At 58.6% G+C, this 23,585-nt stretch carries 20 protein-coding genes; 5 read left to right on the top strand and 15 right to left on the bottom strand.

Translation table 11 applies throughout. The annotated features are described in order from the left end of the window. Window positions 1-18: 18 nt before the first annotated feature. From ELR57_RS26840 to ELR57_RS26805, 8 genes are all read right to left on the bottom strand, one after another. Complete coding sequence (locus tag ELR57_RS26840) at window positions 19-1,305, bottom strand: amidohydrolase family protein (protein ID WP_126962861.1); 1,287 nt, start codon at window positions 1,303-1,305, stop codon at window positions 19-21. 16 nt (window positions 1,306-1,321) lie between these two features. Continuing rightward, window positions 1,322-2,017, bottom strand: coding sequence for an NAD(P)H-dependent oxidoreductase (locus ELR57_RS26835; RefSeq protein WP_126962859.1), 696 nt, complete (start codon window positions 2,015-2,017; stop codon window positions 1,322-1,324). Window positions 2,018-2,122: 105 nt separating this feature from the next. After that, window positions 2,123-3,232: an ABC transporter substrate-binding protein gene (locus ELR57_RS26830; RefSeq protein WP_126962857.1), complete on the bottom strand. Its 1,110-nt coding sequence runs from the start codon at window positions 3,230-3,232 to the stop codon at window positions 2,123-2,125. An 80-nt stretch (window positions 3,233-3,312) separates the two neighbouring features. Next, on the bottom strand, window positions 3,313-4,656 hold the full coding sequence (locus ELR57_RS26825) for an amidohydrolase family protein (protein WP_126962855.1): 1,344 nt from the start codon (window positions 4,654-4,656) through the stop codon (window positions 3,313-3,315). Window positions 4,657-4,697: 41 nt separating this feature from the next. Beyond that, the gene (locus ELR57_RS26820) at window positions 4,698-5,498 is read right to left on the bottom strand and encodes an ABC transporter permease (RefSeq protein WP_126962867.1); all 801 of its coding nucleotides are present in this window, start codon (window positions 5,496-5,498) and stop codon (window positions 4,698-4,700) included. A 77-nt stretch (window positions 5,499-5,575) separates the two neighbouring features. After that, entirely contained in the window at window positions 5,576-6,934 is a 1,359-nt protein-coding gene (locus ELR57_RS26815) for an FAD-binding oxidoreductase (RefSeq protein ID WP_126962853.1), read from the bottom strand. A gap of 41 nt (window positions 6,935-6,975) precedes the next feature. Next, window positions 6,976-7,749, bottom strand: a complete 774-nt coding sequence (locus tag ELR57_RS26810; RefSeq protein ID WP_126962851.1) for an ABC transporter ATP-binding protein — start codon at window positions 7,747-7,749, stop codon at window positions 6,976-6,978. Between the two features lie 22 nt (window positions 7,750-7,771). Then, window positions 7,772-8,575 carry a creatininase family protein gene (locus ELR57_RS26805; protein ID WP_126962850.1) on the bottom strand — a complete coding sequence of 268 codons (804 nt, stop codon included), beginning with the start codon at window positions 8,573-8,575 and terminating at the stop codon, window positions 7,772-7,774. Window positions 8,576-8,885: 310 nt separating this feature from the next. Between ELR57_RS26805 and ELR57_RS26800 the strand changes: the two genes are divergently transcribed. The 4 genes from ELR57_RS26800 (at window position 8,886) to ELR57_RS26785 (ending at window position 14,807) form a co-directional block, all read left to right on the top strand. Further along, on the top strand, window positions 8,886-9,665 hold the full coding sequence (locus tag ELR57_RS26800) for a DeoR/GlpR family DNA-binding transcription regulator (protein WP_158630193.1): 780 nt from the start codon (window positions 8,886-8,888) through the stop codon (window positions 9,663-9,665). Between the two features lie 59 nt (window positions 9,666-9,724). Next, entirely contained in the window at window positions 9,725-10,708 is a 984-nt protein-coding gene (locus ELR57_RS26795) for a helix-turn-helix transcriptional regulator (protein WP_126962846.1), read from the top strand. A gap of 82 nt (window positions 10,709-10,790) precedes the next feature. Further along, a complete protein-coding gene (locus ELR57_RS26790) occupies window positions 10,791-11,309 on the top strand; it encodes a DinB family protein (protein ID WP_126962845.1) in 519 nt (172 codons plus the stop codon). A 264-nt stretch (window positions 11,310-11,573) separates the two neighbouring features. Beyond that, window positions 11,574-14,807: an endo-1,4-beta-xylanase gene (locus ELR57_RS26785; RefSeq protein ID WP_126962843.1), complete on the top strand. Its 3,234-nt coding sequence runs from the start codon at window positions 11,574-11,576 to the stop codon at window positions 14,805-14,807. A 53-nt stretch (window positions 14,808-14,860) separates the two neighbouring features. On the opposite strand, the gene bshB2 is transcribed toward ELR57_RS26785, so the two are convergent. The 3 genes from bshB2 to ELR57_RS26770 all read right to left on the bottom strand — a co-directional run bounded on the left by bshB2 (window position 14,861) and on the right by ELR57_RS26770 (window position 16,577). Next, on the bottom strand, window positions 14,861-15,517 hold the full coding sequence (gene bshB2 / locus ELR57_RS26780; RefSeq protein WP_126962841.1) for a bacillithiol biosynthesis deacetylase BshB2: 657 nt from the start codon (window positions 15,515-15,517) through the stop codon (window positions 14,861-14,863). A gap of 26 nt (window positions 15,518-15,543) precedes the next feature. Continuing rightward, a complete protein-coding gene (locus tag ELR57_RS26775) occupies window positions 15,544-15,888 on the bottom strand; it encodes a YojF family protein (RefSeq protein ID WP_126962839.1) in 345 nt (114 codons plus the stop codon). A 272-nt stretch (window positions 15,889-16,160) separates the two neighbouring features. Further along, on the bottom strand, window positions 16,161-16,577 hold the full coding sequence (locus ELR57_RS26770; protein WP_126962837.1) for an iron chaperone: 417 nt from the start codon (window positions 16,575-16,577) through the stop codon (window positions 16,161-16,163). Window positions 16,578-16,796: 219 nt separating this feature from the next. Here ELR57_RS26770 and ELR57_RS26765 point away from each other — a divergent pair, with 219 nt between their 5' ends. After that, complete coding sequence (locus ELR57_RS26765; RefSeq protein WP_126962835.1) at window positions 16,797-18,827, top strand: methyl-accepting chemotaxis protein; 2,031 nt, start codon at window positions 16,797-16,799, stop codon at window positions 18,825-18,827. On the opposite strand, the gene ELR57_RS26760 is transcribed toward ELR57_RS26765, so the two are convergent. The 4 genes from ELR57_RS26760 to ELR57_RS26745 form a co-directional block, all read right to left on the bottom strand. Next, window positions 18,817-20,049 carry an MFS transporter gene (locus ELR57_RS26760; protein ID WP_126962833.1) on the bottom strand — a complete coding sequence of 411 codons (1,233 nt, stop codon included), beginning with the start codon at window positions 20,047-20,049 and terminating at the stop codon, window positions 18,817-18,819. The genes ELR57_RS26765 and ELR57_RS26760 overlap by 11 nt on opposite strands. Window positions 20,050-20,072: 23 nt before the next feature. Further along, window positions 20,073-20,918 carry a carbohydrate ABC transporter permease gene (locus ELR57_RS26755; RefSeq protein WP_126962831.1) on the bottom strand — a complete coding sequence of 282 codons (846 nt, stop codon included), beginning with the start codon at window positions 20,916-20,918 and terminating at the stop codon, window positions 20,073-20,075. 22 nt (window positions 20,919-20,940) lie between these two features. Further along, entirely contained in the window at window positions 20,941-21,843 is a 903-nt protein-coding gene (locus ELR57_RS26750) for a carbohydrate ABC transporter permease (protein ID WP_126962829.1), read from the bottom strand. A gap of 110 nt (window positions 21,844-21,953) precedes the next feature. Continuing rightward, window positions 21,954-23,333 carry an ABC transporter substrate-binding protein gene (locus tag ELR57_RS26745; protein ID WP_126962827.1) on the bottom strand — a complete coding sequence of 460 codons (1,380 nt, stop codon included), beginning with the start codon at window positions 23,331-23,333 and terminating at the stop codon, window positions 21,954-21,956. Between the last annotated feature and the right edge of the window lie 252 nt (window positions 23,334-23,585).

Here is a 23,585-nt window from a genome sequence, read left to right as displayed (position 1 = left end):
AGAGACTCTATCCTATTGTCAAGGAAGGGGAACCTCGGTCTCCAGCGGGAGAAGCGTGCGGACCGGCGGCGTCTCCGCCGCCAGCCTCCCGTTCCGGAAGACGAACCGCGGCGCGGCCCGCAAGCGGATCAGCTCGCCGGCGTCGGCGGCGTCGAACAGAAGGAACGAGGCGGGAGCTCCTATTCGCAAGCCGCCTTCCCCGTGCGGATACCGTTCCCCCAGATTCATCGCGGCCGCTCCTCCTTCCGTAATCATGCCGAGAAGGGCTTTGAGCTCCGCGCGGCCGCTCATATGGGCCAGATGGGCGGCCATATGGGCGGCATCCAGCGGATTGCCCGTCCCAAGCGGATAGAACGGGCTGAGAATGTCGTCGTGAGCCAGCGCGACATTCACCCCCGCTTCCGCGAACTCCTTGATCCGGGTAATTCCCCTGCCTTTGGGAAAAGAGTCGTAGCGCCCCTGCGCAACGCTGCTGATGAGCGGACAAGCAACGACGGAGAGTCCCGCTTCCCGGACGAGCCCGACGATTTTCCGAAAATACGGTTCGTTATAATAAGCCGCCGCATTCGCGTGCGCCGCCGCCGCTCTGGCCCTCAGCCCGGTCGAGATCGCCAAGGAAGCGCACACCTCCAGGTAGCGGGAAGCCCCGTCATCCGTCTCATCGCAGAAGACGTGAACGTACGCTCCGTTAGCCCGGGCCAGATCGAACGCGATCTGAAGCGATCGCACGCCGTCCTCGCGGGTCCGCTCCAGATGAGGGACGGCCGAGACGCCGTCCGCCCCCAGCCGAAGCGCTTCCCTCATTCGTTCCGCGTTCTCGGGGCAGGAGACGATGCCGTCCTGCGGGAACGCCGTCACTTGCATGTCAAGCTTGTCGCGGTACTTCTCCTTCAACTCCAGAACGGCCTTCAGCGCCGTCAATCGAGGGTCGCCGATATCGACCATCGTGCGCAGATAAAGGACGCCGTAGCCGATGAAGCGCCGAATCGTTCGTTCCGCCCGTTCAAGCACGTCTTCCTTCGTAAGAGCTTGCTTGCGCGAAGCCCATATCCCGATTCCCTCGGCCAGGGTCCCGCTCTCGTTCCAGACGGGATTGCCCGCCGTCATCGCCGTATCCAGATGAACGTGGGATTCGACGAAGGGAGGCACCAACAGCCTTCCCTCGGCATCGAACGTCCTGGCGCCGGAGGAGACGGCCAGCGGCCCTATTCCGGCAAGCTTGCCCTCTTTGATGCCGATATCGGTTCTCTCGCCGCTGCTTGCGAGTCGAGCGTTCTTCACGATCAGATCATACGGAATGGCCATCGCTCTCCCCCTCTCGTCATTTGATGCCTTTGGTCGCCTCGGCGAATCGCGCCACCCGGGCGCCCAGCCTTCCCGCCATGATCAGCTCCCGTTCGTCCGGACTCCTCGAGCTGTCCGGTCCGGCCAGCGTCGAGGGCCCGTAAGGCGAGCCTCCGATCGCGTCCGCGGTCAGATACTCGGGATTCTGGGAATAAGGAAGGCCGACATAGATCAGCCCGAAGTGCAGGAGCGGCACGATCGACGTCAGGATCGTCGCCTCGTGTCCCGTGTGAATCGAGCCGGCGCTCGTCATCACCCCCGTCGGCTTGCCTTCCAGTTCTCCGCTCGAGCACAGGCTTCCCGACAGATCGAGGAACGATTTGACCTGCGCGGGCATGGATCCGTAATAAGTGGGATACCCCCATACGATTCCGTCCGCCCACCTCAGATCGTCCGCCGTCGCTTCGGGCACGTGCCGCTGCAGCGCCAACGCGGCTTCATACTTCTCCCAGCGCGCCCCGATCCGGAACGTACCGGATAAAGCCTCCTCGTCGCGGTCCTGCCTGCGGCTCGGATGATCGAGCAGAGCGGTTACGTTATCGGGGGAGCGAAACTCCGGGATTCGCGCAAGCCTCCCCTCGTGTCCTTCGTCATTCGCCCCCTTCGCGGCCGCTTCCGCCATTCGGTACATATGTCCGTACGCGCTGAAGTAAACCACCAGCAGCTTCGCCATCTCATCGTCCTTCCCTTCCTTAAGCCCGGAATGGAGGGAGAGCTCCGGCCCGCGCTTCGCGCCGGCAGCCCCCCGCCCTTCTTCCGGTTCTGTGCTTCCGCCGCCTTACTTGGCAGGCAAGAACTCGTTGGTGAACGCCTGATCGATCGGCTCCGCGGACTTCAGGATTCCGATGTCGACCAACTGTTTCTGCAGCCCTTCCCAGATCTCCTTGCTCATGTAGCCGACTCCGTTCGCCTCCGCGTCTCCTCCATAGATCAGCGGCTCCTGCGCCTTCGCGCCGTAGGCCATGGATTCCAGCTTCAGGTCCGGGTTGCTCTCCTGCATGACCTTGTTGATCTCTTCGCTGTTGTCTTTGTAGTAGTTCCATCCTTTGATCGACGCTTCGACGTAGGCCTTCACGATGTCCGGATGCTTCTTCAGGTAATCCTCCGTCGTGTACAGAATATTGCCGTATTGCTTGTAGCCGAGGTCGTAGTTCAGGAAGTAATCGACGTCTACGCCTTCCTGCTGCATCGTGAACGGCTCGGAGGTGACGTAGATCTGGGTAGCGGAATCGGGATCCGCGACGAAGTTCGCGAGCGAGCCGGTATACTTCATTTCTTCGACCTTGTCGAGCTTATACGCCTTCTTCAGGTATTCCCAGAAAGCCGAGCCGCTGCCGACGTACACCTTGTGGCCGTTCAGCTCGGAGAGTTCCTTGTACTTGCCTTTGTGGTACATGATCCCTTGGGGGTTCTTCTGGAAAATCGCCGCGATCGCAACGAGAGGAATGCCGCTCTCGCGGGCCAGCAGAATCTCATCCGCTTGGCCCATGCCGAATTCGGCTTTGCCCGAGGCGACGATCTGCGTGGAGGAGATGCCGGGGCCTCCCGACTGGATCGTCATATCAAGGCCGGCCTCCTTGTAGAAGCCCTTGGAGAGAGCGGCGTATTGGCCTCCATGCTCCGGCTCCGCGAACCAGTTCGTGACTTGCGTGACCTTGGCGAGCTTAACCTCCGCCGGCGAAGCCGACGGGGATGCCGACGGAGACGCTGAAGGGGACGACGACGCGCTTGCGGACGGCGATTCGCTTGCCGATGGGCTGCCGGAGGACGCCCCCTCCTTGTCGTTCGATCCGCAGCCGGATAATGCCAGCACCCCGGCGGTCAGGAATGCCAATGCTCCCAGCTTGAACCTCTTGCCAACCGCTCTCTCCACTCTCTCTGCCACCATGTTTTCTTCCTCCCTTATCCCTTTAAGATCTTTATGTGTATCCGCTTCTGTGCGGATAATCACCGTTAGAACGGCAGCCGTTACCGGATCGGAACGGCGGGCTCGGTTCCCAAGGGCTGCGCCCACTGGCGCTGAAGCCTGGAAGCGAAGATCCACCTCGACTTGTTGTACACCCACCTTGTCGCAGGCAGCTCCTGGAACAGCTCCTCCCCCGAGAAAGCGTCGGCAACGACGAAGCTTGCCGGCCGGTTCGCGGCGATGCCGTATTCGTTGGCGCCGGTAAGGAGCGCGGGAACGGACGTCAGCATGCGCAAGAGCACGGGGATATCCTCTTCCTTCGCCAGGTGAGCCGCATAGGCCGTCGTCAATCCGATCTGGAGCAGGTCGCCGCGTCCGAAGGGATGGAACGGATCCTGGATGTTGTCGGAGGCGGCGGCGACCGGAACGCCTGCCGCGGCAAGCTCTCTCACCCGGGTCACGCCGCGCCGAACGTTGCCGCGGTCGCCTCTGCCCTGCAGGTAGAGATTGACCGGAGGCAGCGTCACCGCGCCGATTCCCGCCTCCGCCATCTTGGCGATCAGGCGATCCGCTTCCGCTTGGTCCATCGCCGACAAGGAGCAGAGATGGCCCGCCGTCGCCCTCCCCCGATACTGATGCCGCAGCGCGTAATCGCAATAGACGTCGATCGTCTTCATCGAGGGATCGTCCGTCTCGTCCGTATGAAGATCGATCGGGCGATCGAACTTCGCGGCCAGGCGGAATGCCCAATCGATGTTCGCGGCGGGATCCGGCGTCAGATGAGGCGCTCCTCCGACTCCGTCGATCCCCATCCGCAGCGTCTCTTCGGCGAATTCGGTCAGCTCCCGTTCCCGCTCGGGATCGTAGTAGAACATCGGGAAGTATTGAATGTCGACGAAGTCCTTCACCTGCTCCCTCGCTTCCAGCGCCGCCTCGACCGTGCGCATCGCGATGTCCCTCCCCAGATGGAAGGCGACATCGAGATGGCTTCGCAGGGTTAAGCTTCCATAGGATGCGGCGCTTAGCGCGGCCCGAACGATTCTCTCCCGGATATTCTCCTTGGTGATCGATGGAGCGAACGAACGATAATTCTCGATCGCCTCCAGCAGCGTTCCCGATACGTTCCGAACCCGGGACACGGTGTAGGCCTTATCCAGGTGCATATGGGCATCGACGAAGCCCGGCAGCAGCGCGCGTCCCTGAAGATCGATCCGGGGAACCGTTCCAAGCTCGTCGATCCCGAGCCCGGCGATCGGGACGCCGCCTTCCGAATCGCGCTCCGTTCCTTCCTGAGGCTCGATCGCCGCCCAGCGGCCGCCCGCGATCCGGAGCGTATGAAGCTCGCCGTCTCCGTGCAGAGGCAATCTCGCGTTAAGGATCGTTAACTCATCCGCGTTTTTTTTCATCTCGCCACCGTCCCTTTTCTCCCCGATACGAACTTGATCTTCTAGCCTTCCGAAGAACCCATCTCGGATTCATGCCAGGAGCTGAGCATCCACTTGGAGAACGCATTGACAAGAAGGAAAAATCCGATTCCAAGCAGGGAAGCCGACAAGCCGCAGGCGAACAGATAGGCGGTCTGAAGCCTAGACGCGGCTACCGTAATCGCGTAGCCGAGGCCTCCCTTGCCTCCGCCGATCCCGGCGATGTATTCCCCGACGATGGCCCCGATGACCGCCAGCGTACAGGAGATTTTGAGCCCGGCTACGATATAAGGAAGGGCCGCGGGCAGCCGGAGGCGGAACATGGACTGAATCGGCGAGGCGTTATAAAGATAGAAGAGATTTTTCATGTTGTGGTCGGTGGAATTGAGGCCGATAAGCGTATTGGATAACATGGGGAAAAATCCGATAAGAAAAGCGATGATCACGATCGCGTTCATGCCGGCGCCGAACCAGATCACGATGATCGGAGCGACGGCGACGATCGGAATCGTCTGCATGATGATCGCGTACGGATAGATGCTGCGTTCCATCAGCTTGGAGCTGGCCAGGATAATCGCGAGCCCGACCCCGAGCACGATGCTGAGCAGGAAGCCGACGACCGCTTCCGAGATCGTCGTATAGACCGACACCCACAGGTTCGAAGCGTTCTCCGTGGCCGCCCGGACGATATCGGACGGCTTCGGCAGCAAGTACGGCTTCATATCCGCCAGCCGGCAGAACAGCTCCCACCCTCCGATGAAGAGGATAAACGCCGCGACGGGGGGCATCGCCCTGCGAATCTGCGAGCCTGCCTTGCGCAGCATTCGGCTCGGAACCGCCGGAGCGCTCGGCGCCGTTCTCGCTCCATGACCCGCGGCGAGGTCCGTCAACGCCTTCTCGCTCATCGCTCATCCCCCCTTGCCGCCGCTTCCCGCACCGGAACGTTCAGCTTGCCCGGGTTAAGGAGCTCCCGCGGATCGTTCGATCTCTTGGCTTCCAGCATCGCTTCCAGCTCGCCTCTCCCCCCCATCTCCAGCATCCAGGTGTGCGGATCGTTAATTCCGACGCCGATGGATCGGAAGTAAGCGATGATCTCGTAGAGACGCTCGTGACTCGTATAGCGAACGATGGGCAGCGAGGCGGGAGTGACGACGCCGGCCGACCGGATGAACTCGAGATGGATCAGCACCTCGTCTCCGAAGGCCTGCTTGATCTTCTTGATCTGCGAGAGGAATTCGGCCGGGTGGAAGCCGGCTTGCAGATACGTTAGCGAAGGGTCTGCCTTAAGCGCCCAGAGCGTCGTGTGATTCCAGGCAAAATCGGAGAGGCCTACGGTTCGGTGGTACTGAGCGGAAGGAATGACGTGGCCGATGCGTCCGCCGAACAAGGCCGCGTGCTCGGCAAGCTTGCCGTGAGTTCCTTCTTCCGTCTCGAGCAGGCACGCGCTGGCTCCCTCTTCGAGCTGCTTCAGGATCGGCTTGAAATAGGAAGGAATCGGCCATTCGACCGGGGTGACCAGGCGCTTGCGAATCGAATCGTCCATCGCGACGGAGTGGGCGAACGAGCAGGCGGATTCGATATCGTCGAACTGGACGACCGTCTGCCGCCATTCGACCTTGGGGGAGATCGGGAGGGTCAATTCGGCCAGAATTCCGTTCGTGCCGTAATTATGAATATAAGCGAGGAGCTCGGAACCGCCGACGACAAGCCTTCTCGGCTTCTCTTCCAACGTATAGACGACCGCTTCCCGCACGTTGCCGTCCCAAAGATTGCCCCATGTGATGGAGCCGATGCCTCCGGAGCCCCCGCAGACGAAGCCGCCTGCCGTCGCTTTCATGTAGGTACTGGGATAAATTCGCAGCTCCCTGCCCTCTTCGCGAAGCTTTTTCTCCAAAGCTCCGAGCCGCACTCCCGCCTGCACTCTCGCGTAATCGTCCGTCACTTCCAGCACGGCGTCGAGACGGCTCATATCGAGCACGATTCCGCCGTGAAGCGGCACCGCCTGGCCGTAGTTGCCCGTGCCCGCTCCCCGGGTCGTAACCGGGATGGACTGCCGATAGGCAATGGCGAGCACCTCGGCCAATTGTTCCTCGGATTCCGGAACGACGATGCCGTCCGCGCGCTTGTCGCGAAGCAAGGGCTCCAGCACGGGGGAGTACCAGTAATAATCCTTGGACAGCTTCTCCCGCTGCTCGTCGCCGAGAAGCAGCCCCCCTTCGCCTACGATCTCCGTCATTCCTCTCTGCCAATTCGTTTGCATAGGCTTTTCTCCTCTCCATCCTTCTCTTTCTTAACCATTCTTCAATGCTTAAGGGCCTCCGACACGGCACGCACGAGCTGTCCGAACTGCGGGGTGGTACGGAACGATTCATCGCGGGGAAAAGGAACGGGTACGTCGATCATCGCGGCGACCTTGCCGGGGCGAGGGGTCATGACGGCGACGCGGGTGGACAGAAAGACGGCCTCGAAGACGTTGTGCGTCACGAACAGCACCGTCATCTCCTTGTTGCGATTCCAGATATCGAGAAGCTCCAGCTGCAGCGTCTGTCTCGTAATCTCGTCCAGGGCGCCGAACGGCTCATCCATCAGCAGCAGCTTCGGCTTGGACACGAGTGCCCGGGCGATCGAGGCGCGCATCTTCATTCCGCCGGACAATTCCCTGGGCATCGCCCTCGTATAATCCTTCAGGCCGACGATCTCCAGCACGCGCTCCGCTTCTTCCTTGCGCTCCCTTCGGGAGACGCCGCGCAGCGCCAGGGGAAGCGCCACGTTGTCGATGACGGAGCTCCAAGGCAGAAGCGTATGATCCTGGAAAACGAAGGCGGTATCGCTCTGCTTGCGGGCCTGCTTGGCGGAGGTGCCCATGACCTCCAAGGTGCCGCCCGTCTGCCCGGACAAGCCGGTGATCATCTTGAAGATCGTCGACTTGCCGCAGCCCGAGGGGCCGACGAAGCAGAGGAATTCTCCCTCGCTGATCGAGAGGTTGACGTCCTGAACGGCGACGGTGCCGTTCGGATACACTTTGGACAGACGATCCATTCGAACCCATTCTTTCGCGCTCGTTGCGGCTTCCATAAGCCTAACGCCTCCTTCGGTTCTACTCTTTCAACGACTCCATGCGGAACGAAGCGATATGCTGCAGGGCCTCCGCGAGCAGCGGTCCGGCTTTCCTCAGCATGGCTTCTCCCCTCTCCGGCGACGCCTTGGTCGGGTCTCCCGCGATTCCGCTGGCGGAGATATCCTTCGTTACCCAAGCGAAGGATCTGGAGCGGAAGGAGAAGAAGCTTTCCTGCGGGAATCGCGGCATCTCCCTGACCGCGAGCTCCGGATGCACCCATTCCGGGCATACGGCCATGACGAGAGAGGTCTCTACGTCCCCGGCATGAATGCCGCTCGCTCTCTCGGCATCGTCCGTGAACGAATCGCTGTAGCCTACCGCTCCCGGATCCAGCCGATAGACGGCCAATCCCGTCGCAATCCGAATCTCTCTGGCCATCATGCCGAGCAGATCGGCGTTGCCGCCATGGGTATTGAAGAGAAGCAATTTCTTGAAGCCGCTGCGCGCAAGAGATGCGGAGACGTCTTGGAGAACCATCATTAAGGTTTGGGCGGATAACGTGAAGGTACCGGGGAACTCGAGATGCTCGGTGCTCTTGCCATAGGAGAGAGAGGGAAGCAGCCAGATCGGAGCGTCCTCCGGCAGATGCTCGAAGGCTTCGGCCATGAGAGCTTCTCCGAGGAGGGTGTCGGTATAGACCGGCATATGGGGGCCATGCTGCTCGATCGCTCCGACGGGCAGGACAACGAGAATGTCCTCTTTCGGAAGGGCTTCGATCTCCTTGGTCGTCAAGCGCGGAAGAAAACGGCGGTCGTAGGCGTTGCCGGTGTAACGGAATCCCAAACGCGTCACCTCGTTCGAATGATATTTATGTCATTTTATATAACATACGTTACCTAGAGAGAAGCCAATACAGGTAATCCAATCGTCGTTTAACCGTTTTTTCTGAATATTGAGTCAACTTTTATGCCATGTAAATTACACCCTTGTCACACTTATATCACACAAACGAAAGCTTGCATAGCTATTTTTCACACGAAATGAACATTTTTGAACATATTCTTGCTGACAAGAGAAGCCAAGCAACGGTATAATGGCAAAAATAACATCTCCGGTAAAAGCTGGAACAACCGAATCCAAGGAGGACTTCCGCATGCTCATGGGGACGCGGCAGCATGAAATCCTGAAGCTGCTGGAGCTTAACCAGCAGATGACGATCGCGGACCTGGCCGAGAAGTTCAACGTCTCGCAGATGACCATTCGGCGCGATCTCGATCAACTGCAATCCGAAGGCAAAATTCAACGGTCCCATGGCGGCGCCGTCAAGGTCAAGAGATTCATGGGCGCCAACTACGATCAGCGCGCCAGCGAGCGCAAGGCGGAGAAGCTGGCCATCGCCAGGGAAGCCGTCAAGCATATTCAGGACGGAATGAGCATCATTCTGGACGCGGGCACGACCGTCGCCGCTATGGTAGGCGAGCTGGAGAAGTTCAAGGACCTGAAGATCATCACGCGCGATCTTCACACGGCGCTGCTTCTCTCGGATGAGGAGCGTTTCGGCAGCTTCGACGTCTACTGCACCGGCGGCCGGCTCAGCAAGTGGGCTTACAGCCTCGACGGAATCTACGCGGAGAAGATGCTGGGCTCCTTGACGGTCGACGCGGCATTCCTTACCTGCGAGGCCGTATCGCACGCCAAAGGGGCGATGGCTTGGTCGCCCGTGCTGGTCGGAGCCCGGCAGACGGCGATGAACGCGGCCGGCGTCAACATTCTCCTGGCCGATTCCGCCAAGTTCAGCTACAACTCTCTGGCGATATTCGCGAGTCTGGACGCTTTCGACGAGATCATCACCGACAGCGGCTTGGACGAGGATGAGCTGGAGGTCTATCGAACGGCGGGGTACTCGGTTCGAGCGGTGAACGCGGATTGTTGAGAAGGCTCTCGACGACCGAGCCGAATTAACCTTCCCGCAGAGAAAGGAGGGCGATCCTCATGGCGAAATGGGACAACATGCTGTCCATGCTCTGGATGCTTCGATCCGGAAGGAAGCTTACCGCCGCGCAGATCGCGGACCAACTGGAGACCAGCGTCCGAACCGTCTACCGGTATATCGACGCCCTATGCGCCAGCGGCGTGCCGATTGTCGCGGAATCGGGCCATGATGGCGGCATTCGCATCCTGGACAGCTTCGAGGAGACTCCTTTGTTCTTCAACCCGATGGAGTTAAAGGCTCTTGCCGATGCGTTCAAGTTCGTTCAAGGAGCAGGCTATCCGTACGCGGGGGAGCTGGAAAGCGCATTGAAGAAAGTGGAGAACGGACTGCACGAGGAGCAGCGGCTCGAGCTGTCCGTTCAGTCAAGCGGCTTGGACGTGGTCATTCCCAGTTATCCCCCTTCCCTCGTTCCGCTGCTGAGGGAGCTCGAGCGGGCGGCGCAAGAAGGGCTGACGCTGCGCATCGCCTATCGCAAAGCGAATGCGGAGCAAACGGACGAACGCGAAGTCGATCCGTACGGGCTCGCTTACGACTGTAACGTATGGTACGCCGTCGCGTTCTGCCACCGGTCCCAGGCAGTGAGAACGTTCCGCGCGGATCGCATCGAACGGGTGGAGCCGACCGAAGCCCGGTTCGGGAAGCCGCAGGGATTCTCCGCTTCCGCTTATCTTCGCGACCAATCGGAACGGAACCGGGAGGCGGCCGGACCGCTGACGGTCATTCGCATCGAGGGCGAACCCGAGGCGCTTAACGCGGTTTGCGGGCACTGGCATCTGCGCCACTATCTGACGGAGCGGACCGATCGCGAGGCTCGCTTCCGGCTCGATGTCCCGACGATGAACAAATACCTTCCGGTGTACCTGATAACGTTCGGCACGGCCATTCGCATTCGGGAGCCGCTGGAGCTGAAGAACAAGGTTCGGGAGATGGCCGCCGGAATCGCCGACCACTACAAGGAAGAGAACCCGAATGAACTTCGCTGACAGCGGTTGTCAACGAACTCGGCCTATGATAGAGGCAAGGCTGCGCAGCCAAACGACTCTGGAATGAGAAGGAGATTCCCCCATGCCTCAACAAACCTATCAAATGTACGACTATCATGTTTGGGCGAACGACAGGCTGTTCACCCGCCTGGAGCAGTTGCCGAATGAGGCGTTCCTTTCGGAAGTGACCAGCGTTTTCCCTTCCGTGGCGCACACGTTAGGGCATATGTACCTGTACGAGAAGCTCTTTCGATCGGTGCTTGCGGAGATTCCGAATGAAGACATTTTCCCTAAACTCCCGGGCTGGAAAGAAGAAGCGAAAGTCGCAACGGTGGACGAGATGAGGCGGCTGTTCGCCGGCTTAACCGAATCGTACCGGGAGCTGCTTAGCCGTACCCCCGAGCCGGACAAGGCCATGACGATCTCGCATCCCATATACGGCCGCCTCGATACTCGTTTCTCCGATATCCTCATGCACGTGGTTAATCACGGAACGTATCATCGGGGGAATGCGACGGCCATCTTGCGTCAGCAAGGATATGCGGGAGTCCCGACCGATTACATGTTCTATTTGGCCGAACGGCAGGGCGATCCGCGTTAACTGGATAGGAGGATTATCCAACGGCAAAAGGACCTCAACCTTCTCATTGCGGAGGAATGGAGGTCCTTTTGATGTTAAGCTTCGATTCCTTGTCCCCCTCTTCTATTTGGAACATCTTTACTTTTCTAAGTATAATCCCTAATTCTCTAGGTGCCGCGTCGCCGACTCGCTTATTATGATGGAAACTATGAGAAGGAGGGGACCTGTCCAACCATAATTGTAAGCGCTTTTTTATTAGAACTACTAATATGGAGGGAAGCAACAATGAGAGAACGTTTTAAAAAAATAGGAATATCTCTTCTGGCAGCCGCCTTGTTGGCGCCCGCTTTCGCACATGTGCCGAAATCCTCGGCGGCCGCAGACCCGTCCGTTACGCTGCAACAAAGCTTCGAAGACGGCGATCTCGGCGGTTGGGGCAAGCTTCCATGGGGTCCCAACGGAGTTGCGGTCGTTTCTTCCGCAAACGCTTCCGAAGGAAGCAAGTCCCTGCAATTCAAGGATCGCGAGAGTACGACAGACGATAAAGGCAACGTTACCGCGAGCACGCCCAGCCTTGATTTGACCGGCAAGATGTTGCCTGGGCACACATACGACCTCTCCCTGAAGGTCAGATTGGGCAGCGGAAAAGCGGAGTATCACGTGGCTTCCAAGGTCGATTCGCCGCTGCTGAGCAATCAGTATCCTTGGCTGATCGGCAATAAGTCGGTCTCCTCTACCGAATGGACGACTTTCGCGCTCAGCGGTTACGAGATTCCGGATCAAACCAAGGAAGTCCGCATCTGGATCGAGCCCGCTTCGGGCGATAAGGCCGACCTTTTCATCGACGAGGTATTGGTCAAAGACGTAACGCCGAGCTCGGCCGACGAGCCGGATTCCAGCACTCTTGATCAAACGGGTGTCCAATCCGACTTCGAGAACGGCTTGCAAGGCTGGGTGGCTAGAAACGGCAGCGAGACCGTTGCCATCGCTTCGGAAGACAACCATTCGCCAAACGGCTCCAAGAGCTTGAAAGTGACCGCTCCGGGCCAGTATGACGCAGCTCTCCTGGATGTACTGGGGAAGATGCACAAAAACTCTCAATACCAGCTTTCCGCTTGGGTCAAAATGGCGCCCGGCCAGGCTCCGACGGTTCTCCGCATCAGCGTTCAGAACGGCGAGGGCTCTTATGCCAACGTCTCCCAGAACGCAACCGTAACGGATAGCGCATGGGTCCAATTAACGGGCAAATATACGCAAACGAGCACGCCTTCCCTGCTGAAGGCTTACATCGAAACCGCCGATCAGAATGGCGAGCCGAGAACGTTTTATTTGGATGACTTCAAGCTCGAATACGTAGGAAAAGTGTCGGGGCCGACGTCTATTCAAACCAATATCCCTTCGATCAAGGACGTCTATCAGAACGACTTCCTGATCGGCAACGCAGGATCCGCTAGAGATTTCGAAGGCTTGCCGTTCGAACTCCTCAAGAAGCATTACAATGTCATCACCGCGGAGAACGCCATGAAGCCGGATGCTACGCAACCGACGAAAGGCAACTTCACGTGGGCGGACAATTTCGTGGACAAAGCGATCGCTTCCGGACTGAAAGTCCATGGGCACGTGCTCGTATGGCATGCGCAAACTCCCGATTGGATGAACACGAAGAAAGATGCGCAGGACAAAACGGTCCCGCTGAGCCGCGAGGAAGCGCTCGATAACATGAGAACGCACATCCGAACGGTCATGGAGCATTACGGGAACAGAGTCATCTCGTGGGACGTCGTCAACGAAGCGATGAACGACAACCCTTCTAATCCGACGGATTGGAAAGCGGCCTTGCGCACGGCTCCGTGGAAAACCGCGATCGGGGACGATTACGTCGAACAGGCGTTCCTCGCCGCAAGAGAAGTGCTTGACGCTCATCCGGATTGGAACATCAAGCTATACTACAACGATTACAACGATGATAATCAGAATAAGGCGACGGCCATCTACAGCATGGTCAAAGAGCTTAACGAGAATTACGCGAAGACGCATTCCGGCAAATTGCTGATCGACGGCATCGGAATGCAAGCGCACTACAATGCCGGCACCAAGGTGGACAACGTGAGAAGCTCCCTGGAGAAATTCATCTCCCTCGGCGTTGAGATCAGCGTCTCCGAGTTGGATATTACCGGCGGAAGCAACGGGGCGCTTACCGAGAAGGAAGCGAATGCTCAAGCTTATTTGTACGCCCAGCTATTCGCTCTCTATCATGAACACGCCGCTCACATCGCTCGCGTCACCTTCTGGGGATTAAGCGATGAGACGAGCTGGAGAAAAGATCAATCGCCGCTCGCGTTCGATAAGAATCTGCAAGCGAAGCCGGCTTATTACGGCGTCATCGATCCTGCCAAGTTCATGTCGGAGCATCCTCCCGCATCCACGACCGCTAACCAAGCAAACGCCAAGTTCGCGACTCCCGTCATTGACGGAAAGATCGACTCCGCATGGAAACAAGCGGCGGAACTTCCGATCAACCGTTATCAGACGGCATGGACGGGAGCGAGCGGATGGGCCAAAGCGCTATGGGACGATCAGTTCCTATACGTTCTGGTTCAAGTCAACGACCATGAACTCGACAAAACAAGCCCGAACCCATGGGAGCAGGATTCCGTCGAGGTGTTCGTAGACCAGAACAATGGCAAAACAGCCGCCTATGAAGAAGACGACGGTCAATACAGGGTACGATACGATAACGCGACATCCTTCAATCCGGCAAGCATTGCCGACGGCTTCGTATCCGCGACCCAGGTATCGGGTACGAACTACACGATCGAGATGAAGATTCCGTTGAAGTCGATCAAGCCGGCGGACGGGACAAAAGTCGGCTTCGACGTCCAGATCAACGATGCCAAGAACGGCGCCCGTCAAAGCGTAGCGGCATGGAACGATACGACAGGCCAGGGCTATCAGGACCCATCGGTATTCGGTGTGCTCACGCTCACCGGCACGGCTCCCTTCGCTTGGGCGAAAGGGGCGATCGAAGCGATGACGGCCCGCGGCATCCATCTCGGCACTTCCGACAAGGCTTTCGAGCCGAATGCTGCCATGAACAAATCGGAATTCCTGTCGTTGCTGGTGCGCGCATTGGAGCTTCACGGCACGAACGATGCAACCGAGATGTTCTCAGATGTTAAAGCCTCGGCCAGCTATTACGATGCCGTGAAGACCGCCAAGCAGCTCGGCATCATTCAAGGAACGAGCAACGACCTGTTCCTCCCGGACAGCCCGATTACCCGTCAAGAGATGATGGTCCTCGTGGCACGCGCGGCCAAAGCCGCAGGCAAAACGTTGCCTTCGAACGGTTCCCTGGATACGTTCGAAGACGCCGCGTCGGTTGCCGAGTACGCGCGGGACAGCGTCGCGTCGCTGGTCAAAGCCGGAATCGTGCAGGGCGCGAACGGCAAGCTGGCCCCTAACGGCGTCCTCACCGGCGCCGAAGCGGTTGTCATCCTGCAAAGACTTTGGAGTAAATAAGGCAAAGGCGTCTCCGCGGTTACGATCCGCGGAGACGCCTTTTGTCGTTGTTCTTACTTGATCTTATACGTCCAGAACCGCTCGGTTCCGAAGCGCTCCTGCACTTCCTTGGACTTGTGGCTGTTCTCGGCGTCCAGTCCAGGCACCTGGAATTGCGTGCGGTGCGACAGGACGGATGCGATCTTCTGCTTCAGGTATCCGCTCACGTCCACCTTGACGTCGGGCTGGCCGATGTCCTTCTCGTGATCCCGAGAGAACGCCATGCAGCGTACCGGCGGACGGTCTTCGCGAGGCATGCGGCCGACGACGCGAACGACGGCTTCCCCGGTCGCATCATGGTCGGCATGGACGGCGTAGCCTGGGTAGAACGTATAGATCACGTCCGGGCGAACCTCTTGCACGATCTCCTCGATCTTCCCGTCCAGCAGCGTCCGATCCTCGAACTCGATCGTTTTGTCATGGAAGCCAAGCAGCCTTAAATCCTGAATGCCGATCGCCTGGCACGACTTCTCCAGCTCCACCTTGCGGACGGACGGCAGCGTAACCCGGCTGGCGTAAGGCTCTCCGCCCATGTTCCGCCCCATCTGTCCCAGCGTCAAGCACGCATAGGTGACCGTCGCTCCCTCGGCGATCGACTTGGCGAGCGTCCCCGACAGGCCGAAGCATTCATCGTCCGGATGCGGCAGCACCACTAGTATTCTTTTGTGCATAATAGATTCACGCTCCTCTGCTGCGATTAGAAGGGTTCCCGGCCAAGCAACAGGGAAACGACCAGCTTGCCCGAGCTGTCATGCCCGGCCATGATCAACCGCTCCTCTTCGCCGCCGTCATAGTGCGTCAGGCCTTCCGTGTACACCCAGCCCTTCTCCAGCTTCAACCCGACCCGATAAGGTCCGACTCCCGATATCGATCCGTGAGTGAAGCGGATCTTCGCGTTGGAGATGAAGTTCGCCGCCGGATGCTTCGTCGTATCGTGATGAGCCGAGTAGGCTCCCATGGTCATCTCCATATGAATATATAGCTCTTGGCCGACCAACGCGTCGAGTCTGCGCTGGATGTCCGTTATATCTATAGGCTGCATAGAGACTCCCTCCTTATGAAAAGTAAAAAGCCATCGATTCGTTCTTAGCTAGTATACCATTGTAGGAGCGAATACGATAATTTGCGTTCGCCCGGAACGATGGGAACACCATAGAGAAAAAGGGAGAACGCCGTCAATGAAGTGAAAGCTTGCTCTGCTCTTCGCCTATCTTGCGCGCGTTCATGCAGGATTCTGCCTCAGCTTTGCGCCCCCCGCCCTGTAACCCGACTTTGTCGGGTTACGGCTCCAGCCGGCCTTCTATCAATTCCCTCTCATTCCCCGCGGCCCGCTTGTTTCTTCGCCGCCTTCTTTTTCGCTTTAGCCTGCGCCCGCTCCTTGTTCTCCTCGATCCGGAACCGCACGATGCGGCCGATCAGCTCGTACGGCAGCGGCTCGCCGACCGGGAACTGGATCGTTCCCTTGGAAACCTTGTAGCCCGCGAGCTCCGGCTGAAAGGCTTCGACCGCTCCGGCTCCGGGATAAAAGCCGATATGCTTCTTGTAGCCGGCGAAGTAAACCAGCATCCCCTGCAGCTCATACGCCGGCATTTGGTAGCTGATTTTCTCCTTCGTTCCCGGCGCCGCCTCCAGAATCGTTCTTCTCAGAGACTGCAGGCTCTCCCGAACTCCGGCGGGATAAGCGGCGATATACTCGTCGACGCTCGCGTACTCGGGCTTGGATGCATCCATCCCTATTCCCCCTCGCTTAGGCTTTTGTCCTATTATATCGTTTATTCCCCCTTCTGCTAGAAGGGATTCGCCCTGGAGCCTAGCCGCGGCCGGAGAATCGGAATAATCTCAAGATTTTACAGAAAATCCTCGATAGTGACCGAGTGGGATGCCCTCTATATTGAATAGTAACCGAACGCTCCCAGTAATCGCGGGGTATTCAATCTAGGAGGGGCTCTTATGCGCATCAAATCCATTGGAATGCAACTCGGCCTGTTGATCGTAGTCAGCATTGTGCTGTTTGTCTCCGCGACGGGCTTCCTGTCCTGGTCGATCTCGAAGAAAGCGCTGGCGAACAACGTGTCCGACGCTTATGAGGAGACCGCCTCCCAGACGAGCGGGAAGCTGGACTTCCTCTATGGCTCCTTCGAGAAAATCGTCCTGCAGATGATGGTCGATTCCGAGCTTCGAACCACCCTGACCTCCATGGAAGGGATCCCCGCCGATACGGGGGAATACGCCGAGCTCGCAAGGAAGCTCGATGAACGCATGCAATTCTACCAATTCTCGAATTCCGCGATCGCCTCCATCGAGGTGCTGCGCATGGACGGACAAGTCATTCCGACCACCTCCGGCCTTCTCGCTAACCGCAGTTACGCCAAGGACGAATGGTTCAAGAACGCGTTGGCGAACGACGGCCGTTCGGTATGGATCGAGGGCAATCTGGAGGAAAACCGGAATACGAACCGCACGTTCACCCTCAGCCGCGTCATCCATGGGGAAGGAAGCAAGGAAGGCTATTGCGTCGTCCTGATCGATCTCTCCCTATCCGCGCTTGCCGAGCAAGTATCGACGGTGACCATGGGCTCGGGAGACGTAGAAATCGTCGGAGCGTCCGGCCATATCGTCTATAGCCCGGATGAGAACCGGATCGGCGAGCCATCGGGACTCTCCCTCCCGGCGATAACCGCCGAAGAGAATCAGGACGCGTCCAAAGACGCCGGAAGCTTCCGTTCGGAAGACGGCGGCCGGCAGGTCGTCTTCGCCCGTTCGGCGCAGACCGGCTGGTATACGGTCGCTTCGATCCCGGTCGGCGAACTCTACAAGGATGCCAAAGCCATCACTCGAGCCACCCTGACTATTATTGGCGCGGCTCTCCTGTTCGCGGTGATCGTCGGGATGGCGGTCGCCCGCACGCTCGGGCGAAGGCTCGGCAGGCTGCGGGATTTGATGCGGCTCGGAGCCCAAGGGGATCTGCGGGTTCGCGCTGATGCCAAGCGCGGCGGCGACGAGATCAGCCAGCTTGGCGCCAGCTTCGACGAGATGATGGAGAACGTCTCCAGACTGATCGGCCAAGTGTCTTTATCGGCCAATAGCGTGCTCGCGACCGCTTCCGACCTGTCCGAGGCGTCCTCGCGCACGGACCTTGCCGCCCGCGAGATTGCCGCCGCGACCTCGGATATCGCCAGGGGCGGCGAAGGCTTGGCGAACGAAGCCGAGAGAGGGATTCGGCTCACCTCTCATTCCAGCGAGCAAGCGGCGGCTCTCGTCGGCTCCAGCCGCGAGATGGAAGCGAGAATGCGGCGCGTTCAGGAGTCTAGCGAGCTGGGCATTGGCAAGATGAAGCTGCTCGGCGACAAGACCGGCGAAGCGAAGCGGCTTGTCGAGGCGATGAACGACCGCGTCGGCCGCCTGCAGGACTGCGCCCGCTCGATCCGGCGGGTTCTCGACATTCTGACGGGCCTCTCGAAGCAAACGAACATCCTGTCGCTGAACGCGACGATCGAAGCCTCGCGAGCCGGCGCGGCGGGCAAAGGCTTCATGGTCGTCGCCGGGGAAATCCGCTTGCTGGCGGAGCAATCGAACCGATCGATCGGCACGGTCGCAGAGCTGACGCGCACGATCGAAGCCGGCGTCGACGAAGCGGTCCGAACGATCGCGGAGGCCGGACCGATCTTCGCCGGGCAGCTTGCCGAGGTCGAAGAAGCGGACGCCCTGTTCGGAGAAGTCGGCGGCCAGATGGACGGATTCGTTCAAACGCTGGGAGTCGTGAGCGAAGCCATTCGAACGTTGGAAGCCTCGCAGCAATCGCTCTCGCAGGCGATGGTCGACGTCAGCTCCGTCTCGGAGGAATCGCTTGCGGCCGCCCAGCAGGTGGACGCCAGAAGCCAAGATCAATTGGACGTATGCGCGGACCTCGTCGGCCTCTCGGCGAAGCTGCGAGATTTATCCGTCGAACTGCAAGACTCCCTCGCCCGGTTCACGACTTGACCGGGTAGGGAGTCTCTTTGATCTTGCTTTTATTCCGTTCCTGTTCGAGAGAGTCCAGGACCTTCATCGCCTTGTGCTGGAACCAAGGAACCAGCAGCATGCAGACAATGGTGATGGCGATAATCGAGACGAACCATACGCCGCTGAGCTTGGTCAGCGACATCGTCAGCAGAAGCAGAATGCATCGGGTGGCGACAAGCGTGCATTCCCGCCATACGAGGAAGGAAGTCTGCGAGGATACTCCTAGTTGCTGGACGAATCGGAACTGCTGGACGCTCCAGACGGTCAGGAAGTAGAGCATGCCGACCGTCGTCAGCACGTTCGAAGCGATGAGCGCGGCCGGCACTCGAAGCAGCGCGAGAAGGAAGCCGACGGCAAGCAGGCCGTTCCCGAGCCACAGCCAGCGCATCTCGCTTGAACGGATTCGGCGATAAAGCCACAAGCCGATCAAGGAGCAGATCGTATAAATCACGTTAAGCAGCGCGATCCAGAGCTTGTTCTGCGTGATGGAGAACGTGAACAACAGCGCGAACAAGTTCTGGAATTGCATGAACACCCCCGCCGCCAGAAGCGACAAGCCGATCCATCTCGATCCCGGATGGCCGAACGCCTGACGGAAGCCGAAGCGCCCGAACGTCTCCGCCTCCTGCGGATCGTCGGGCTTAACGAGCTGGATTCGCGGCATTCGCAGCGAGAAGAATAGCATTAGCGCCAAGCAGACGAGCATCATGGCGAAGGAGCCGCCATAGCCGAAGCCGTCGATGACCTGCGCGGACACGACCGGAATGACGATGGACAGAACCTGTCCGACGATGTTGACGGCCGCGAAATAAGGAGCGAATTCGCTGCTTTTGCCGCGTTGGGCGATTCCGAGGCTCTGCGCCGCCTGGGCGAAGCCGAACAGGAAACCGACGGGGATGCCGAGAAGGACGATCCACAGCACTCGGTTGTCCAGCTCCACGGTCATCAGATAAGCGAATGCCGCCGCGCCGCAGATCGCGGAGATCCCGAGCGGCACGCGTATGCTCCAGCGGGACAGCAGCTTCGCCGCCGTGAAGAACGCAAGCCCCCAACTGAGGAACATCGCCATGTTGTACAGGGACACTTCCGAGATTTTCCGCCCATCCTGCCAGATGTACAGATTGACGAAAATCCCGATGTAGACGGTAACGATAGACGTCATCGCGTTCATAACCAGAAGCTTTCGCATTTCCGCCGACATGTTGCGTTTATCACCTACTTTTTCTACTTAACAGCCCCGGCCGTAATACCGCTAGCGATTCTCCGTTGGAAAACGATATACACGATCAGCACCGGAATGATGGTCATAAGCAGAGCGGCGAACAATGGTCCCCACTCCGTACGATATTGCATCTCCGCCTGCATGACCCCGATCTCGACCGGCAGCGTGTATTGCTTCGGATCGTTGATCAGGATAGTCCCGACGATGTATTCGTTCCAGATGTTCAGGACGTTCACGATCCCGACGGTGACAAGGCCCGGCTGCGACAACGGCAGCATGACGCGGAAGAACGTTCCGTACAAAGACGCGCCGTCCATGATCGAAGCTTCCTCCAGCTCCTTCGGCAGCGACTTGAAGAAGCCGACCAGCACGAACACGCCGAAGGCGATGACGCTGGATGCATACACGAAGATCAAGCCGATCTTGGTGTTGATCAGGTGCATGGAGTTCATCAGGAAGAACAGCGGGATGAGCGCCAGGATGAACGGGACCATCATCGACGAGATGTAGAGCAGGTACAGCGCGTTGCTGCCCTTGAACTTGTAGCGGGCCAGCACGTAAGCGGTCGAAGCGGACAGCAGCAAGCCTAGGAACGTGGAGCCGCCGGTCACGACGATCGAGTTGATGAAGTACGAATCGAAGTTGTATTTATTCCATACATACGAGAAGTTCGACCACAGGAGCGGAAAATCCGGCAGCGCCCACGGAGCGTGGAAGAAGAACTGCTGGTTGTCCTTCAGGGCGTCAAGCAGCGTCCACAGCAGCGGGTAAAGGACCGAGATGCCCCATATCGCCAGAATGGCGTAGAAAACGACTTTGACAAACGGATTTTTGATCCCCAGGTTCATTCTGTTATCCCCCTTTGGCCTATTAGCTCATCTCGACGGTTTCTTGATGGAGCAGCCGCTGCATGATGACCGTCGTGACCAGGGACAGAACCAGAATCAGCACTCCGATCGCCGCCGCGAAGCCGAAGTGATATTGCCGGAACGCCATCTGGTACAAGTACGAGCCCATGACCTGCGTGGAATTGTCCGGACCGCCTTCGGTCATGATCCAGACGATGACGAACGAGCCGTTGAGCGTCGTCATCATGATGTTGATGATGGAGACCTTCATCTGCTCCCAGATAAGAGGAACGGTAATGCTCTTGAACTGCGTCCACTGATTCGCGCCTTCCAGTTCGGCCGCTTCGAAGTAGGAGTCCGGTATATTCTGAATCGCCGCGATCAGGAGAATCATATAGAAGCCGATCCCCGCCCAGACAGCCGGAGGAAGCAGCATCCAGATCGTATGCGAGGTGAATCCGAGCCAAGTAATCGTCACTTTGTCTTCCGTGAACAGCGACAGGAACGCGTTCAGGAAGCCGATCTGCGGATTGTAGATAAAGTTCCACAGGACGCCGATAACGACGACGGAGATGACGTTCGGAATGAAGAAGATCGACCGGAAGAAGCCGGCGAGCTTGAAGTTGAAGCGCGTCAGCGCGACGGCGAAGAAGGTGGCCAGAAGCATGATGCCGACGATCTTGCCCGCGACGAGGAAGTAATCGTTGCCGATAGCCCGCCAGATGATCGGGTCCTTGAACATGTCCTTAAAATTGTCGAAGCCGATGAATTCCTTCTTGTCCGACATTCCCGACCAATCGAACATCGAGTAGTACAGGGCTTGAATGACCGGATAAATCGTGAAGATGCAGAAAAAGACCAACGTGGGAACGATGAACGTGCCGATGAACAGGTTGCGCTGCCACTTTTCCGATACCGCCTTCATTCGGACCCGCCTCCCTTTCAAGTAAATTCGCGGAGGCAACCCCGGGCTTGCGCCCCGGACCGCCTCCGCTTCTGAGACTTCAATCGATTATGGAGGAGACAAGGCTAAAGTTACTTAACCTTCTCCACGACGGCCACGACGCGCTTGACCCACTCTTCCGGAGTGATTTTGCCGATCGTCAGAGCGTCGGTCGCGTTCTGCATCTCGGTATCGACGTCGGCATTGAACGTGATCGTCGGGATTACGATCGTGTTCGGATCCGTCAGGTACTTCGCCGCGTCCTTAACGAAGCTAGGCGCGTTGGAGCTGCTGATGTCTCCCTTGATGTTGGAAGGAGCGCCGCTCAGCTCTGCCCACTGGGAAGCTTGAGCCTTGGAGAAGACGAACTGCAGGAACGCCTTGGCCGCTTCCTTGTTCTTGCCGTTCTTCGCGATGGCGACGGTTGCGGTGGACGTGTTCGCGACGACCTTGCCGCCCGGCTTCTGCGTGATCGACGGGATGAAGCCGAAGTCGAAGCCGTTCGGAACGTCCTTCGCCATCTCGTTCGGCAGCCAGAGGCCGTTCGGAATGAACGCGTCCTTGTGCTGCAGGAACAGCATCTGCGAATCGGTATGGTTGATCTGGATGGACGCCTTGTCGATGAATCCCTTGTCGCGCAGCTCGACGATTTGGTTCAGAGCGGCGAGAACGGCTGGGCTCTGGTAAGCCTCGACCTTGTTGGCCGCCATGTCTTGCAGGACCGTGTAATCGTCGTTGTTGTTCGAGACGATCGCCGGATACAGGATGGCGCCGTTGATGTAATAAGGATATTTGCCGGTGTGGATAAACGGCGTGATGCCGTCCGCCTTGACCTTCTCGGCGGTACCGAGGAACGATTGGAAGTCCGTCGGCTCTCCGTAGCCCTTCTCCGAGAAGAGCGCCTTGTCCCAGAACACGCCCCAAGAGTTCAGAACGAGCGGGATGTTGTAGATCTTGCCGTCATATTGCTGCGGCTGTTGAGCCAGGATATCGAGGATCTTGTCGCCATCGATGTTCTTGGCGTCCTTCAGCCAGTCGGTCAGGTCTTCGAGTTGGCCGTCTTCGACCATCTGGCGGTCGTTCAGGTTCGGGCCGTCGATGTACACGAAGTCGGGCGGGTTGCCCCCGATCCAGCGCGGCTTGTTCTGTTCGTTGATCTTCGGGCCGCCGCTTTCCTTGACGTTCAGGCCTGGGTTGGCTGCCGCGAAGTCGGCGATAACCTTCTTCCACCACTTGTCGCCGTAGCCGCCGACGAAGTACTGGATCTCGAAGTCGCCGGTCAGCTTGACCGCGGATTCGCTAGGGCTCGGGCTTGCGGATTCGCTGGCCGGAGCGCTCGCGGACGGAGACGGGCTCGTACTGGGCGATTCGGACGCGCCCGAACTGTTATTGTTCGAGCCGCAGCCTGCTAGCGGGACGATGGTCATTGCGGCGGCCAAGCCTAGCGCCGCCATTTTCTTGTTTATCACCATACTGCAAAACCCTCCCCATATATGCTGGTTCGCGCCGTATCCGGCGCCTGTAACCATCATAGAAGGGAGGGCTCGCGGTCTCTATCGAATATCTTCCAAACAATCTTTAGTATTTTCTAATTGTTTTTCGTGGGGGATGCGGAGGGCCAGCAGAGGAGCGAGATGACGTGTCGAGGTTCTACGGTGCCTCGAAGTGCTCCGGTAGTCGATTTCTTCGACTATTTCGCTCGCTGCGATGCTTAGATGCGCTCC

It is taken from the genome of Cohnella sp. AR92, assembly GCF_003990975.1.
Taxonomy (GTDB): Bacteria; Bacillota; Bacilli; order Paenibacillales; family Paenibacillaceae; genus Cohnella.
This window is presented reverse-complemented; position numbering and strand designations above follow the sequence as displayed.

What these genes read in the sequence shown, in the direction of transcription:
- ELR57_RS26820 (WP_126962867.1), bottom strand. Translation starts at nt 5,498, where the DNA reads ATGCTGCGCAAGGCAGGCTCGCAGATTCGCAGGGCGATGCCCCCCGTC.
- ELR57_RS26815 (WP_126962853.1), bottom strand. Translation starts at nt 6,934, where the DNA reads ATGCAAACGAATTGGCAGAGAGGAATGACGGAGATCGTAGGCGAAGGG.
- bshB2 (WP_126962841.1), bottom strand. Translation starts at nt 15,517, where the DNA reads ATGCACAAAAGAATACTAGTGGTGCTGCCGCATCCGGACGATGAATGC.
- ELR57_RS26785 (WP_126962843.1), top strand. Translation starts at nt 11,574, where the DNA reads ATGAGAGAACGTTTTAAAAAAATAGGAATATCTCTTCTGGCAGCCGCC.
- ELR57_RS26830 (WP_126962857.1), bottom strand. Translation starts at nt 3,232, where the DNA reads ATGGTGGCAGAGAGAGTGGAGAGAGCGGTTGGCAAGAGGTTCAAGCTG.
- ELR57_RS26755 (WP_126962831.1), bottom strand. Translation starts at nt 20,918, where the DNA reads ATGAACCTGGGGATCAAAAATCCGTTTGTCAAAGTCGTTTTCTACGCC.
- ELR57_RS26760 (WP_126962833.1), bottom strand. Translation starts at nt 20,049, where the DNA reads ATGTCGGCGGAAATGCGAAAGCTTCTGGTTATGAACGCGATGACGTCT.
- ELR57_RS26825 (WP_126962855.1), bottom strand. Translation starts at nt 4,656, where the DNA reads ATGAAAAAAAACGCGGATGAGTTAACGATCCTTAACGCGAGATTGCCT.
- ELR57_RS26765 (WP_126962835.1), top strand. Translation starts at nt 16,797, where the DNA reads ATGCGCATCAAATCCATTGGAATGCAACTCGGCCTGTTGATCGTAGTC.
- ELR57_RS26840 (WP_126962861.1), bottom strand. Translation starts at nt 1,305, where the DNA reads ATGGCCATTCCGTATGATCTGATCGTGAAGAACGCTCGACTCGCAAGC.
- ELR57_RS26810 (WP_126962851.1), bottom strand. Translation starts at nt 7,749, where the DNA reads ATGGAAGCCGCAACGAGCGCGAAAGAATGGGTTCGAATGGATCGTCTG.
- ELR57_RS26745 (WP_126962827.1), bottom strand. Translation starts at nt 23,333, where the DNA reads ATGGTGATAAACAAGAAAATGGCGGCGCTAGGCTTGGCCGCCGCAATG.
- ELR57_RS26790 (WP_126962845.1), top strand. Translation starts at nt 10,791, where the DNA reads ATGCCTCAACAAACCTATCAAATGTACGACTATCATGTTTGGGCGAAC.
- ELR57_RS26770 (WP_126962837.1), bottom strand. Translation starts at nt 16,577, where the DNA reads ATGGATGCATCCAAGCCCGAGTACGCGAGCGTCGACGAGTATATCGCC.
- ELR57_RS26835 (WP_126962859.1), bottom strand. Translation starts at nt 2,017, where the DNA reads ATGGCGAAGCTGCTGGTGGTTTACTTCAGCGCGTACGGACATATGTAC.
- ELR57_RS26775 (WP_126962839.1), bottom strand. Translation starts at nt 15,888, where the DNA reads ATGCAGCCTATAGATATAACGGACATCCAGCGCAGACTCGACGCGTTG.
- ELR57_RS26800 (WP_158630193.1), top strand. Translation starts at nt 8,886, where the DNA reads ATGCTCATGGGGACGCGGCAGCATGAAATCCTGAAGCTGCTGGAGCTT.
- ELR57_RS26795 (WP_126962846.1), top strand. Translation starts at nt 9,725, where the DNA reads ATGGCGAAATGGGACAACATGCTGTCCATGCTCTGGATGCTTCGATCC.
- ELR57_RS26750 (WP_126962829.1), bottom strand. Translation starts at nt 21,843, where the DNA reads ATGAAGGCGGTATCGGAAAAGTGGCAGCGCAACCTGTTCATCGGCACG.